Annotated in this window: 17 protein-coding genes; 1 reads left to right on the forward strand and 16 read right to left on the reverse strand. The window is 35.8% G+C overall.

Annotated features, from left to right (window positions below; genetic code table 11):
• Positions 1-132 precede the first annotated feature (132 nt).
• The 16 genes from ABXS70_RS18605 to ABXS70_RS18680 form a co-directional block, all read right to left on the reverse strand.
• Positions 133-624, reverse strand: a complete 492-nt coding sequence (locus ABXS70_RS18605) for an NUDIX domain-containing protein (RefSeq protein WP_366289898.1) — start codon at positions 622-624, stop codon at positions 133-135.
• Between the two features lie 232 nt (positions 625-856).
• Positions 857-1,612 (reverse strand): class I SAM-dependent methyltransferase, encoded by a 756-nt coding sequence (locus ABXS70_RS18610; protein ID WP_366289900.1) that lies wholly within the window; start codon positions 1,610-1,612, stop codon positions 857-859.
• Between the two features lie 149 nt (positions 1,613-1,761).
• On the reverse strand, positions 1,762-2,697 hold the full coding sequence (locus ABXS70_RS18615; protein ID WP_366289903.1) for a serine hydrolase: 936 nt from the start codon (positions 2,695-2,697) through the stop codon (positions 1,762-1,764).
• Between the two features lie 168 nt (positions 2,698-2,865).
• Positions 2,866-3,657 (reverse strand): GNAT family N-acetyltransferase, encoded by a 792-nt coding sequence (locus ABXS70_RS18620; protein WP_366289906.1) that lies wholly within the window; start codon positions 3,655-3,657, stop codon positions 2,866-2,868.
• A gap of 82 nt (positions 3,658-3,739) precedes the next feature.
• Positions 3,740-4,270, reverse strand: coding sequence for an AAA family ATPase (locus ABXS70_RS18625; protein ID WP_366289909.1), 531 nt, complete (start codon positions 4,268-4,270; stop codon positions 3,740-3,742).
• Between the two features lie 31 nt (positions 4,271-4,301).
• Entirely contained in the window at positions 4,302-4,757 is a 456-nt protein-coding gene (locus ABXS70_RS18630) for a GNAT family N-acetyltransferase (RefSeq protein WP_366289912.1), read from the reverse strand.
• A gap of 255 nt (positions 4,758-5,012) precedes the next feature.
• Positions 5,013-5,570: a shikimate kinase gene (locus ABXS70_RS18635; protein ID WP_366296684.1), complete on the reverse strand. Its 558-nt coding sequence runs from the start codon at positions 5,568-5,570 to the stop codon at positions 5,013-5,015.
• A gap of 36 nt (positions 5,571-5,606) precedes the next feature.
• Complete coding sequence (locus ABXS70_RS18640; protein WP_366289915.1) at positions 5,607-6,374, reverse strand: GNAT family N-acetyltransferase; 768 nt, start codon at positions 6,372-6,374, stop codon at positions 5,607-5,609.
• Positions 6,375-6,466: 92 nt separating this feature from the next.
• Positions 6,467-6,619 carry a hypothetical protein gene (locus ABXS70_RS18645; RefSeq protein ID WP_366289917.1) on the reverse strand — a complete coding sequence of 51 codons (153 nt, stop codon included), beginning with the start codon at positions 6,617-6,619 and terminating at the stop codon, positions 6,467-6,469.
• 136 nt (positions 6,620-6,755) lie between these two features.
• Positions 6,756-7,322 carry a M23 family metallopeptidase gene (locus ABXS70_RS18650; RefSeq protein ID WP_366289920.1) on the reverse strand — a complete coding sequence of 189 codons (567 nt, stop codon included), beginning with the start codon at positions 7,320-7,322 and terminating at the stop codon, positions 6,756-6,758.
• Between the two features lie 153 nt (positions 7,323-7,475).
• On the reverse strand, positions 7,476-7,877 hold the full coding sequence (locus ABXS70_RS18655; protein WP_366289923.1) for a DUF4279 domain-containing protein: 402 nt from the start codon (positions 7,875-7,877) through the stop codon (positions 7,476-7,478).
• 678 nt (positions 7,878-8,555) lie between these two features.
• Positions 8,556-8,648, reverse strand: coding sequence for a putative holin-like toxin (locus ABXS70_RS18660; protein ID WP_007431380.1), 93 nt, complete (start codon positions 8,646-8,648; stop codon positions 8,556-8,558).
• 294 nt (positions 8,649-8,942) lie between these two features.
• Positions 8,943-9,512, reverse strand: a complete 570-nt coding sequence (locus ABXS70_RS18665; protein WP_366289926.1) for a hypothetical protein — start codon at positions 9,510-9,512, stop codon at positions 8,943-8,945.
• 134 nt (positions 9,513-9,646) lie between these two features.
• Positions 9,647-10,321 (reverse strand): hypothetical protein, encoded by a 675-nt coding sequence (locus ABXS70_RS18670; protein WP_342554823.1) that lies wholly within the window; start codon positions 10,319-10,321, stop codon positions 9,647-9,649.
• Between the two features lie 843 nt (positions 10,322-11,164).
• Entirely contained in the window at positions 11,165-12,496 is a 1,332-nt protein-coding gene (locus tag ABXS70_RS18675; protein ID WP_366289929.1) for an AAA family ATPase, read from the reverse strand.
• Between the two features lie 154 nt (positions 12,497-12,650).
• Positions 12,651-12,875, reverse strand: a complete 225-nt coding sequence (locus tag ABXS70_RS18680; protein WP_366289932.1) for a helix-turn-helix transcriptional regulator — start codon at positions 12,873-12,875, stop codon at positions 12,651-12,653.
• Between the two features lie 154 nt (positions 12,876-13,029).
• Between ABXS70_RS18680 and ABXS70_RS18685 the strand changes: the two genes are divergently transcribed.
• Positions 13,030-13,311, forward strand: a complete 282-nt coding sequence (locus ABXS70_RS18685) for a DUF6809 family protein (RefSeq protein ID WP_366289935.1) — start codon at positions 13,030-13,032, stop codon at positions 13,309-13,311.
• Positions 13,312-13,398: the final 87 nt, after the last annotated feature.

Consider the following 13,398-nt stretch of genomic DNA (forward strand, 5'->3'; position numbering starts at 1 on the left):
TATTTCATCTAATGTTTCTGGATTCATGAACTTGTGCAGAGAAGTTGATCAGACAGTAATAACATCCTGACTTTCCTCTGCTGACCAAGGCGCAGCCACCAAGTGAATACTTTGTTATGTAGTGCTGCCTGCTTAGATTTGCTTTCCAAATCTGTGTTTTAAATAGTACTTTATCCCCGCGCGATCCACATCTGAAAACTGTTTTTGATCTTCTATCATCAATCTATAGACTTCTTCAACAGCTTCCCATCTGATATTTGTAGTTTCATCTCCCGCTTCTAACAGATTGCCATCAGCCTTACATATAAAATACATACCCATAGAATCAACTGGACCCTTTATTGTTTGGTATACACAATAAGGTTCTAAACACTCAACCTCAAACTCGGGGTTAATCCCACGTGTATCTATACGCTTATGACTACCTTCCACCTCTATAACAGTTAAACCTGTTTCTTCAAATACTTCTCGTCTCAGACCATCGAATACGGATTCAAATTCTTCTAATCTTCCACCTGGTAATTCTAATGATTCCTCATTCTTTTTATTTCGGGTCTGTATGATTATTTCGGTATCATCGCTTCCTTTACGTTCGACAATTGCTCTTGCATTAACATAAAACATCAAGCATTCTCCTTTAATTTTTATGTGGTTTCCAATTGTCTGCAGCAGTTTCGCCTAACGTTCCTGTATCCAATAAACCTGGAAGGGTTATCTGCTGAATCCGTTTCCATATAAACATTCTGCAGACCAAGGGTCAGCTTTCTGGCCAGCTGTAGGAATGTTGTAAGTGAAGGAACCGACATCTACGAAATACTAATAGTTACTGCCCTTATTGTTCCATCCAATCTCTTCGTTACTTCTCACCAATCATAAAATACTGCTTGATCTGCTGGTTTTCCGAATTAAATGGTTGTCCTTCATAATCTACGAACCTCACATTCTTAAAACCTGCAGCCTCCATAATTTGGACATGACAATAACTGTTTACATTCTTCGCACCTAATCCTGTCTTATGAATCATCGTATCATTGGGTATATCAAATATTATCTCTTCGTGTTCCGAAACACATGTCGCTCTATTATACTCGTGGCGTACCAAGCGATAAACTCCATCGCGATATGTCCAAGTACGGCAGTCATTATGTCGTTCATCAGTATGGTATTTAAAATAATTCTCATTCCACATCTCATAGATAAAGATACCGGTCGGCTTTAAAGCATTGAACACTCGATTCGTAGATACTCCTGTTAATCCAACAGGATCAGTCCAAATCGCTATATCAAATTCCCTATCAAAACTTAATTCATTAAAATCACATACAACATAACTTGCCTTTTCAAAAGCTCTGTTGTAATCCTTTGAATATTCAATGAACGTATTTGAGATGTCTATGCCTGTAACCTCATAACCTGATTTCAACCATACTTGATGATACCTTGATATTCCACATGCAATATCCAGAATTTTGGTTGAATTCTCGGGAAATACCCTTTGCAGTTTTTCAGCCATGACGATCTGGATTTCAAGATCATCAAAACCCCAATTGATATATTCTTTGTCGTAATCTTGTTCACCGTATCTATTGAACTTTTCTTCTATAATTTTCATTTATCCCCCTCATTTCTTACGATTTACGCTTCTTTCGGATAACGTTTCTGTATTCAGGCCTCAGCGTATGCTGTCTCTTGCGGATCAAGGATCCAGTATGTATAAATGAATTGTTAGATTGAGTAGTATGCCTCTTCGAATTCGCTCCGCTATAAATGAATAAGCCATTGCTCAAGTATTCTTAATGGTTTCAGCGAGTCTTCATACATTTCACTAGTTATGGCAATAACCATACTCAAACTAGGTACTATACATATATATTGACCACCAAAACCCAAAGCAAATATCATTTCTGTCCCGCTTACTTCTATATTGTTCATATTAAGGTGTCTTACCCACCAATGGTAAGCATAATAACCAATAGATTCATAAGTTAAATAATAGGGTTGTGTAGATTTTTTCAACCAGTCTGATGAAACAATACGAGTGTTTTTCCATTTCCCTTGCTGCAAGTATAAAGTACCAATCTTTAACATATCGACAGTGGTCATTGTCAAGCCGTCTCCACCCCGGTTAATCCCTTTACTATCTTCGTACCAATGTACATTCGTGATACCAAGAGGTTTAAACAGATGGAGGTGTGCAAACTCTACAGCTGTCATTCCTGTAGTCTTCTGCAAGATCGCTGTTAACACATGTGAACAACCAGAATTGTAATTCATTTTTTCTCCTCTGTTATTTTCAAGATTTCGTTCAAAAACATACTGTATCATGTCTGAACTAAACAGCATTGGAGTGGAATAATTCCATTCACCGAATTCGGGCCATTCAAACCCCGCCGACATCGTAAGTAAATCTTCAATAGTGATGTCTCGTTTTCTAGGATCATCAAGGATATTCGTTAATTCCGGGAAAAAACTACACACTTGTTCTGCAATACTCTTTATGTATCCCTTATCAAGTGCAATGCCAATAAGTATGGATAAAATACTTTTAGTACACGAATTAATTTTTTGAGGATTGTTTTCTATTTTACGATTTTTATAGTATTCAAACACTAAACTGTCTTCCCTCATGATTAGACAGCTTTTGATCTTTGTCTTTTTTATCGCTCGTGCAAATTCATCAAGCGTCTTCGAATTCATTCTATCATCCTTATCTGCATATTATTTAATCTTACGTTCTCACGTTCCTGAACCCAAAAAAGGCTGTGTGCCGAAAGAAAGACCTCTCCGAAATCCATCCAGCCAGCAAGAGACCGAAAGGAGCCAGAGTATGAATACTATCTTAGAGAGCCCCCGCCCCCTTCACAATTAAATTCTTGTCCATGCTGCTCGGGTATATCCAATTCTCATACCTACTCTTTCCATATTCCGATGGCTTTGCGAGCCATATGAGCACTGACTAACAACGAGATTACAATTTTTGTAGGCATCCTGAATTCGTCTAAGTAATAAACTGGTTTGAAATCCTTTATTTCGATACTCCGGTAGTGTTGTCGCAAATGTTAATGAAGCAGCATTATCCTCGATATACATTACAGCTACTGCAGCTGGACGCCCCTGAGCCAACCCCAAATAATAGTGCCATCCCGGACGGGAGAACAGCACTCGGTTATTTGCAGCTACGTGATCTTTCCCATCAAGAGATAATCCTGTACCTAAACAATGAATTTCTGCATATGTTTCGAACTCATCTTCGTGCAGTTCACGAATTTCCAGGTTGTCATTATCGAACGAATCCTGATTTCTAGGTTCACAAAAAAGCGTTGTATGAAATCCTGATTGATAAAATCCTTTATTATGGAGTTTTTTCATTACTTCTTGATTTATCTTACCGGGGATGACTTGAATCTCAAAATTCCTTTCCCGCTCATTATAAAAGTCTAAGATATCTTCAATCGCATCTTCAGAGATTCTTCCCTTTACATTATTAAAAAGACCCCAAGGCATGGTTTTACTATAAAACGCCGTGCTCTCCCCGAATCGTTTAATCTCAATTCCTTCAGGGTTTCCTTCTCGTTCTCTGATTGCAGTCATTCGATCAACCATATAATTAATTTCAGATTTCTCTAGAATATCTGCTAGTTCCAAATTCAATATCATTAAATTTTATCCCCTTCCTTAAGTAGTATACAAATCACACTTTTCTTTATTAACTGCTCTTTAATTTCATTTACTTTTATTTTCATTCATTTATATATTCCAAAACTTTTGGAAAGTAATCTGCGATTGGTTTCGATGAATCTACTACTATATACTTCTCTCCTTCTGGTTTTTTACTGTTTTTTATAGTCCTATAAAATCCTTCTTCTGATGATGGTCCTTCGATTTGACTCAGAAGTCTTTCTCGATTTTTTAATCGATTTCGTATTATTTCAATGTCTTCTATATAACACTCCACATACTTATATCTCTTTTGGTATTTTCTCGCTAATTCAAGTCCGGTTTCTAATACATTACTGTACAAACAAGGACTATCCATAATGACACTGTGTCCATTCGATAAATAAAAATCCACCAACGACCAATCTACATCATAGGATAGCTGTCCTATTGCTCTGCTCTCCATCGTGTTTCCTTGTAATGATAACGATTTCATAATTGCTGTTTTAGAAATGTCATGATCGACAATCACAGCTCCAACTGCTTGGCTAATCTGTCTTGCCAATGTTGACTTTCCTGATCCCGGGAATCCTGACATCTGTAAAAAGAACATGCTTACACCTCCTATCTTCAAGGTATTGAATTTATATTTCTTTTGCCATTACGATGCTCGTTTCTTTATAACCTAGCTTTTCATATAAATTACGTGCTATTGGATTATGAGCAAAGACGTGAAGTTCTATACTCCTTATGCCAAATTCTCTACCCACTTTTTCTATCTCCTCCATCGCTTGCTTACCAAATCCACGTCCTCGGTAATCTTCCCTAATCTTTATATCGTAGATAACCCCCTTGTTATTTGGTTTTAATGCCAGCCAAATCATTCCAACCTCTTTGCCATCAGAACGAATTGTAAATAATTTGTTATTAGCTGTTTTCTCGTCGTCCGGCAAAAGTTGTGCGTATTGTTCTGCAGCCTTACTGACAGATTCCTGTTCACTCCAATTACCAGATTGAACGTTGCTTTCTGCATAGCTTTTAACTGCTGAATTTAGATACTCCTGGAATTCAGAAGAATTCATTAATTCTAATGTAATCATTTCTTTGTTCCCCCTCTTATAATATTTCGAAATATTTCGCAGTTCCATTGAAAATATCAATATCCTAGTTTACTTCGCAAGACTGCCCTTTAATTCAACAATGAATTTAAGTAGGTTTTGTTTAATAAAATCTTGCGCTGATTTCCTATAACATTCCTGTACCCACAACCCAGCGAATGCCAGACCCAAGGAGTTTGCCCGCTGCTTGAATATGTAGTTATACGGTGTTGGTACCTTCTTGATTACTCATAAGTACTATAAATTAAATTCATCTTTAATTAATCTTGCGACTTCATTTGCACCTAAATTTGTATTATTGATTCTCAGATAGTTCTCTCTAGTAATTTCTCCCTCTTTAGAATTGAGTCTATGTTTTTCCATCGTTTTGATTAAGTCCATTTTAGAATTTTCAATATTTCTTTTTGTTGGTTTTTGATCAAGTCTAAACTCCGTTGTATTTCGTTTTAATCTTTCTTCTATAGTTGACTCTAATTCAACAAAATATATTTCTGCTCCTTTTGTTTCAAACATGTTACATGTTTGCTCCACGAATTCCCAGTCCTCCTTAAGATCAAACCCCCAAACGTAAGTAAAAATAAGTCCGTACTGGCTGCTGCTTGCAAACGATTCAAAAAGTTCTCTCCTTACGATACTTGATAACCTCCAAGTTTCACTACCAAAACCAAAAAAGGGATGAAACAGCTCGATCGACATATGATTGTGAAACAATTTTAATTCCGTTATTTTCGTTAATTCATGACCAACCGTCATCTTTCCGACGGCCTGTGGGCCAAATATCATTATGAACTTAATAGTAATCGCCCCTGTTCGTCCCCGTCGTGTGACTGTTTATATAGAGTACACTTCGTATTCTTTTTCCATTTTGTAACCTAATTTTTCTGCAAGAGCAACTGACTCTAAATTGGCTGCGTCCCAGTTTGGGTGGATATTTCGGCTCAGGCACTCAAGAATCAATCTTGATGCGCAAGCTAGTGCCAAACCTTGGCGCCTGTACAAGGGATGTGTCCCAATTGTAACTTCAATTCCCCCTTCATGATAAGTATAAGAAGAAGCACCGACAATAATCTGATTATCCTTGAGGATAACAAGTCCAATTCCATGCTGCATAAATTCTTCTAAGGAAGAGAAGAAACAACAACAATCTGCCATAAAGGGATCCTGCAGTACCATTGGATAAATATGTTCATCTATGGGTACGATTTTGAAAGCAGTATCTATCATTTTTATGTTCTCTTCTAACTGTTCTAATTGGAAATTCGATTCTTTCTTAAAGGAATACCGATTAAACTTTTGGAATGAATCGGAGTAATGTTGAGATAAAAGGGATATCCAAGAAAACTCATTCGTAATTATGATTTTCCCCCTGCATTCTTCAAGAACAAACCGCAATGGAACATCTACTTCTTTCAAAGCTTCGACACTTCCAAGTAAGAATGCGAAATCTCCTGCAATAATCACGGAGTATGTGGGCTTCTTCTTATTATCAATCCATGTCCTTCCTATCTTCCCTTCTATATTTGCAAAAAGAACTGTATTACTTATACCGCTGCATAAAAAGCGAACAGTCTCGAGCTCATTCTTCGCTAATTCTAACACCAATTATCCCCCCAGATCTAAGTAAGCTGCACTTAAAAAATACTTTTAATTTCTATGAATATGTCTTTAAATATATTTGACTTTCCATTACCTCATGTATCCTTGTTGTTGATTCTACTGACATACTTTTGTGCATCGTCAATAATTTTCAATAATTGTTTCATAGCATTTTCTTTACGCTGCCATATACCCTTCCACCCTAGTACATCAAAAAATGTTACTGCTCCTTCGGCCATTGTATTCATGAACCCTCACTGGCTTAAACACGTAAGCGCGGGTCCGACGGACTTGGCAGTGCAGGGTTGTGCGGCTGTCATCACTTCCCCGAAATTCCTTTGCCGCACCGAGGGGCGGATGCCCGAATGTTGGGCCATCTTTGAGTTAACATAAATAAAGTCTGTCTCCAAATTCCTTCATCTGTGTTCCCATTCTCTGCAAGTCGAATCGGATTTGTAATGGAGTATCACCAAGCCATGCACCCACATGAATATGTGGATTTCTGGAATATCCATTGTTCCCAGCTTTCGCAACTACTTGACCAGTCGTAACGATGTCACCTTCTTTAACGCTTATATCCATTACATGGGCATAAGTAACAAGAACACCATCTTCTCTTTCAAATACTATAGAACTTGCCCTCCCCGGTGTTAAAGTCCCGGGATTATTAGTTATCGGATTTATAAATATAGATTTCACAACTCCATCAAATGGAGCTAGTACATCAGCCCCCCATGTATACCAATCCTCATTGAGCATACCGTCACCATCATACATTCGCATCCATCCATCTTTGAATCTGGTAATCATGCAATCTCTACCTAATGCATCACCTATGTACTGGTACTGCCCTTCAGGATGTTCAATTGTTAGAAATAAATGATTGAATACAGGATGTATAATCACTTCAGAGATATTCAAATCTTTCATCCTTTCTTCATTGATTTGCAAAAAACATTGCCTCAATTGTATATAACGTTCCTGTATTCACGACCCAGCGCATGCCGGGTGTCCGACGTATGTTGGACCAAGGGCGTATCCCCGCAGCGTGAATATTATTTTAGGTGATGTCCTGCTCTTATTTGAATCTTCTCTCATCAGGTCTCAGCTACAAATGTATGGGTCAAAATCAATCTCTGCCCCTAAATCGTAAATGAACTTTATGATGTCTTTATTTAGATACATGGCAGGCTTTAGATTGTTCTCAATATTAATCACAACCTCGAACTTACATTCAAGATTGTTCTGTTCAATTAACTTTACAACTTGATCTTTTTGATCCTGAATCAAAGCTTTAACCTTATCGATTTGATCATTAATATCCAAAGACTCTTCGTAATCAGTCGCTATTCCCCAACACGTTTCTTTACGAACTAGATCTCTTCGTATAGGATCACCTTTAAGCCAAGCTCTTGTAGGATTAATTAATAGTGTGTTTGTAATAATATTGGGGTCAAATTGATCTCCAAATATACTGAATTCGACTTTAACATTTGTTCTTTCCATCTTGAAATTCTCCTCAATTTGTATGTCCGGCAGGATTTCATCTAACGTTCCTGTATTCATGGACCCAGCTTATGATGGGTGTCCGGCGTCGGATCAAGGGCGTATGCCTGCAGCATGAGTATTACGTTATCGGATACTTCTGGCTTCTCTAATCCACTCTCATACTATTGTTGAATTCTGTTAATAATCTTGCTTTTATTCATCTTCAAACTCTTTATTATCCTGTTACATAACTATGTTTCTCCACTCTTCAAATGAATTATGGATCTGAAATCTTGGCCAATGAGGATTATTCTCTTCTCTCCTCTTCCAGGTCGAATGAACTTGCACATATTTGTCGGTTGATTTTAACGTTCCTGTATTCATGAAACCCAACGGGGTTCTCTGCTGAAATTCCTCTTCGAAATCCCCCCCCCCCCCCGCAGACCGAGGCTCCAACGGAGCCGATGCTTGAATATTATGTTATATGATGGAAATACTTCTTCGAGATTGCTTACTAACCTGTTCATTTTATAGCTTTTTTATTTTGATTCATCTTTTTCGATGTGTTATCATATTCTTAAATAAAGACCAAGTGCAGCGAACACTTGGTCAGTACAATTGGCTTGGATGGTCTATTCCCTTCTAAGTCTCAGGTAATAAAAACCCACCTTCGGCGGTCAACCTTTGGGTGGGTTTTTACTTTCTCTTGTTGTTATTGATGTAAGTTAAAAGTGCAAGAATGAATGTTCCGAATAACAGCATTAGAGTCATCGCATCTTTCACTTCCATGGTTTCACCTCCTTTCGAAGGGAAACCATACCCACCCAAGATTCAATTGTATCTATATTTTACCTGTTCTTACATCCCCGTACAAGTGTTCTTATCTACTTTCTTGTATTATTCCTTTATTCTATTATTCTATTTTCAGCCCATCATTTCTATCATATAACGTTCCTGTATTCATGAAACCCGAAGGGGTTCTCTGCCGAAATTCCTTTCCGAAATCCTTCTCACAGACCAAGGCTCCAAAGGAGCCGCTGCTTGAATATTATGTTAGCTGATGTAACTGACTCCTTGAATTACTTACATTATGAGTTTCTTTAAAATATTTATTTCATCTTTTAGACTTGTTTCTAATTTTTCAATCCATTCATTATTTGGATTTCTAATCTGTAACGGAAAGCTACTTTGATTCAAAATATAATATTTTAATTGAAGATAACTACTCATTGGGAAATCTTGAGCATACCATTGCTTTCTATATCCTAATATCCCATGATCCCTCAATAATGCCTCCATAAATTGTACAACTTCTGATATGAATTCATTTAGATTGCATTCCTCACTGAACTCTAATTTCCCTGGAATTGTCTTTATCCCCTCATCATATACCGTAATATTAATTTGTATTTTTTCTTTTGATTTCATTTCAATTTTCCAGTTATGAATAGCAGGCTCCGAATTCCAATCAAAGTAAACTATACTTTTAATTTCATCTTGAGGGGTACATTCAGGTAGTAATAATTCAACTGACCTTACTAAGTCAACTAATGGTTCTGAGAGATAGCTTGGGAAAATATATATTTCTGATTCTCCAATTTGTAGATAAACATCTGCCCAACCAATATTATTTAATGTATAAGTGAACTTCATTTTATCTCACCTTTTTAATGTTTCGGTTATATCAGCTAACGTTCCTGTATTCACGACTCGGCGTACGTCGAGTGTCCGGCGAATGCCCGACCCAGGACGAATGTCCGCAGCGTGAATATTATGTTAGGCGAATTCTAGTTGAATAGCTTAAAAAACTCTTTCAAAATTACAACTGAATATTTAAGTTTATCTACAAAGTTATTCGTATTAGATAATAGCTCTTCACCTTTTTTCAAACTCTCATTGTATTCTGTAAATAGATTTTTACTTTCTATCTTATCTTCATTACTAGGTTCACCTTCAGGATCTTTGGGTTCTAGCATGCTTACATCAGTTCTATCTTCTTGTTTTTCATTTTCTAATTCTGAAAATAAATCTGTATTTATATAATAATCTCTATAAAAATTATGGTTTATCACAGGAAGCTTCTCATACTCGTGAAATATATCTTTTTCTAAAAACTGAATAGCAGTTTTCACTTCTGCATCTACTCTTTCAGCAATTGTTGCAAGCTTTTCAAATCTGTTTTTCTTCGAAAGAAAAATCCTAAAACTAAAGAAATCAACTTGGTTATTACAATGTAAGAATGTTTCAAAGTTTAACGTCAAAAGTCTGTTCCTTAACTCTTCAGGCATACTATAAAACTCAGCTTTCAATTGAATTGAAAGTTCAAAGAGGGTGGGATGTGAAAATTTATATTCATGCTCTTCTCCAAACTCGCCCATCATATACTCGGTTAAAGCTTTAAAGTACTTATCATAAACTGATTGAAAAGAGTTAATGGCATTTATAGATTTGTTTGTCTCCATAATATCACTCCTTGATTTCACCTAACGTTCCTGTATTCACGAACCCCAACGGGGTTGTCTGCTGAAATTCCTCTTCGAAATCCTTCCAGCAGACCAAGGCTCCATCGGAGCCGCTGCTTGAATATTATGTTATTGGACGGTCTTGCCTTCTTCGAATCTACTGCACATTTCTCTTCAATGTTTCTTCATGTATGTGTTTTTTGTTCTTTCATGGTTCTCATTTTTTATGTCATTTCATTTTCACTGGTCTTCGTTCTCAATATGTCCTTGATCCTCAATCTCTTTTGATCTTTTGAATGTTACTTGACCTTTTTTTAATCCGATTTTTAAAATCGCTTTTGTCCTTCAATGTCATTTTATCTCTTCTTTGATCCTTTTTTGTTAATCGATTTTTGACCTTTCAATTCTTTCATCCGATCCATTCAAGGCTTTAATCCATTGCAAGTCTGTTCCAATAACGTTCCAGTATTCATGAACCCCAGAGGGGTTGTCTGCTGAAATCCCCATCGAAATGCATCCAGCAGACCAAGGCTCCAACGGAGCTGCAGACGTGAATATTATGTTATACGACGGAATTACATCTTGAAATTACCTTCACTATTGGTTTTCTTCAGGTACATATACAATTAAATTTGATAATCTGTAGTTAAATTTATCGCATAGCTGAATACAGTTTTCAGCTTTGTTGTTTCTATATTAGTTTTCCTATACAGCTGATTAATTTCAGTCCGACTCACAAATGACAAACTACTCAGTTTTAGCGTAGCTATTCCCATTTACTTCGTAAAGACCTGATAATGTATGCTCCCTTTGAACTCTGAGTTAGACGATGTTGAATTAAATTTATCTCCTAGATTTTAGTTCGATTTGTATCTCATGAGTCTTGAGTTTTCTCTTTCCACCATCAGTTTTTATATAAACTTCATCTTTGCCAGTAGAAAAAAAATATTCAGAAGAATATGGATAAACAGTAACTTCAACAATGTATTTATCCTCTAAAACTTTCATATCTTCATCATATACTTCAACTAATAAAATTGAATAAACTTGACTTGGTACAGGCGGAGATATTTGAGAGAGTTTATTTACCACATCTCTTCTTAATTTATCTCTTTCACTATATGCAAGCTTTACACCCATAACAGTCCTATCATCACTAATTCCCCATAAAACTTTACCGATTATGTTTCTTTTAATATTTAGGTAAGCTACAACATATTGATCTACAGTACTTAGAATCGAATCAATTGAATTTATTCCCTTAACCTCTTTAAATTCCATATCAATATTTTCTTCAAGCTTAATTTTTGAATTCATAACATATTGGACTATCTTATTTTTGGTGATAGGAGAATCCGATGATTGTATCCTGGTGGATAAAATAGAGTCCAAAAAATCATATTTAAATCCACATTTGTTTCTATCGCTGGGGTTTGTTACATGTAGTAATTCAATGGACTTTTTTTCCAATTTTAACGAATGTACATGATAACTACTCATAACTATAATTACTTGTATTTTTCTGGAGATTGAGTCTAATAAACTCATTAGGATTGAAAATGAATTAGAATCAAGATCGCCTCCAAATTCATCAATTAATATTATTTTTCTCTTATCCTCTAGAGCAATCGACAACTGTCCCAACAGTTCTAGAATATATCTCTCTCCTCCAGAATAAATTCGATATGCATTTTTTACTTTTGTTTTTTCAACTCGATTAATTATTTCTAAAAAAAAGTCGATTATATCACTTTCAAGTTTAAGCTGAAAAAGATGTTTTTTTATAATATCTATATCAAACTCCAACGAATTATTCTTATAACTTATAATTATTGGCTCATACTCAACAATATCAATATTTCTTAAATGAGATATTCTATTGCTTGAAAGACAACGTGTGAAATTCTCAAAATAGAATATACCATTTGAATAACTCCTTATCACTTCAATTTGACTATCAGATAACTTGAATTTCAATGAAATATGCATATTATCTATACCTGAAGTACTATTAACTCTAATCGATTCTCTTCCATAAAAAACAGCAGCGATAGCACCTAGTAATTGTGTCTTCCCGGATCCGTTTCTACCAACAATTACTGTAATATCTTTATTGAATTTCATTTCAAATGTTTCAAATGATCCAAAGTTATTTATCATTATCTTTTCTAGCATATGACCTCCAATATTAAATGTCGTCTATCGTTTCTGGATTCATAAACCTGTTAAGTTATCTGCTGAAATTCCTCTCGAAATCCTTCCTGCAGACCACGGCTCCACAAGGAGTCGTTGCTTGAATATTAGGAATCGCTTCTCGACACGGCTCTCACTACTTGTTTTCTTCTGGTACATATTCGATCAAATCAGACAACTTACAATTAAACGTATCACACAACTTGAATAGTGTTTCTAATTTTGTTGTTTCTATATTCGTCTCCCTATATAACTTGTTAATTGAGTTACGACTTAGACCTGATCTCGTCATCAATTCGGTTATATCATCTATTCTATGTTCTGCCATGAGTTCTCGTATATTGCACTTAATTACGTTCATCTTTTCCCCTCCATAGCTCTATCTTATCTTCCACATCCATAATCATCAACGAAAAGCGAAGTTTTAACTCTATAAAGTCAGATATTCACCTTGTAATTAACTTTATGAGGTTATATAATAACTTTGTAGAGTTAATTACAAGGAGGATAATTATATGGTTAATTCAATAGAATCGTTAACAGAACCACTAATAAGAATACGTTTAGAATTACTCTATACTGAGCTTGTGGAATGTCATACCGAATACAATCAGCTTTCTGCGGAGGCAGATCAATACTTTAAAACTCTTCGTGATGCTTTACCTGATCAACTTCAACATACGGTTTTTCTTTACGAAGATGCTCAAATTTCTCTTCAGTCCATCTTAGAAAGAAGTATCTACATACAAGGTTTCAAAGACGCGCTACAACTATTTAGTGAATTACAAAATTGTTGACCTAAACTATGCCCAATAACGTACTTCTTAAAAAATATCCAGGCATTATCCATAACTTCATTTTATTAAACAAATACCAAAATGATA

The sequence above is a fragment of the Paenibacillus sp. AN1007 genome, assembly GCF_040702995.1.
Taxonomy (GTDB): domain Bacteria; phylum Bacillota; class Bacilli; order Paenibacillales; family Paenibacillaceae; genus Paenibacillus.

Excerpts from the sequence above, each read along its gene's own strand:
- ABXS70_RS18605 (WP_366289898.1), bottom strand. The coding sequence starts at position 624 with ATGTTTTATGTTAATGCAAGAGCAATTGTCGAACGTAAAGGAAGCGAT.
- ABXS70_RS18610 (WP_366289900.1), bottom strand. The coding sequence starts at position 1,612 with ATGAAAATTATAGAAGAAAAGTTCAATAGATACGGTGAACAAGATTAC.
- ABXS70_RS18615 (WP_366289903.1), bottom strand. The coding sequence starts at position 2,697 with ATGAATTCGAAGACGCTTGATGAATTTGCACGAGCGATAAAAAAGACA.
- ABXS70_RS18620 (WP_366289906.1), bottom strand. The coding sequence starts at position 3,657 with ATGATATTGAATTTGGAACTAGCAGATATTCTAGAGAAATCTGAAATT.
- ABXS70_RS18625 (WP_366289909.1), bottom strand. The coding sequence starts at position 4,270 with ATGTTCTTTTTACAGATGTCAGGATTCCCGGGATCAGGAAAGTCAACA.
- ABXS70_RS18630 (WP_366289912.1), bottom strand. The coding sequence starts at position 4,757 with ATGATTACATTAGAATTAATGAATTCTTCTGAATTCCAGGAGTATCTA.
- ABXS70_RS18645 (WP_366289917.1), bottom strand. The coding sequence starts at position 6,619 with ATGAATACAATGGCCGAAGGAGCAGTAACATTTTTTGATGTACTAGGG.
- ABXS70_RS18655 (WP_366289923.1), bottom strand. The coding sequence starts at position 7,877 with ATGGAAAGAACAAATGTTAAAGTCGAATTCAGTATATTTGGAGATCAA.
- ABXS70_RS18660 (WP_007431380.1), bottom strand. The coding sequence starts at position 8,648 with ATGGAAGTGAAAGATGCGATGACTCTAATGCTGTTATTCGGAACATTC.
- ABXS70_RS18665 (WP_366289926.1), bottom strand. The coding sequence starts at position 9,512 with ATGAAGTTCACTTATACATTAAATAATATTGGTTGGGCAGATGTTTAT.
- ABXS70_RS18670 (WP_342554823.1), bottom strand. The coding sequence starts at position 10,321 with ATGGAGACAAACAAATCTATAAATGCCATTAACTCTTTTCAATCAGTT.
- ABXS70_RS18675 (WP_366289929.1), bottom strand. The coding sequence starts at position 12,496 with ATGCTAGAAAAGATAATGATAAATAACTTTGGATCATTTGAAACATTT.
- ABXS70_RS18680 (WP_366289932.1), bottom strand. The coding sequence starts at position 12,875 with ATGAACGTAATTAAGTGCAATATACGAGAACTCATGGCAGAACATAGA.
- ABXS70_RS18685 (WP_366289935.1), top strand. The coding sequence starts at position 13,030 with ATGGTTAATTCAATAGAATCGTTAACAGAACCACTAATAAGAATACGT.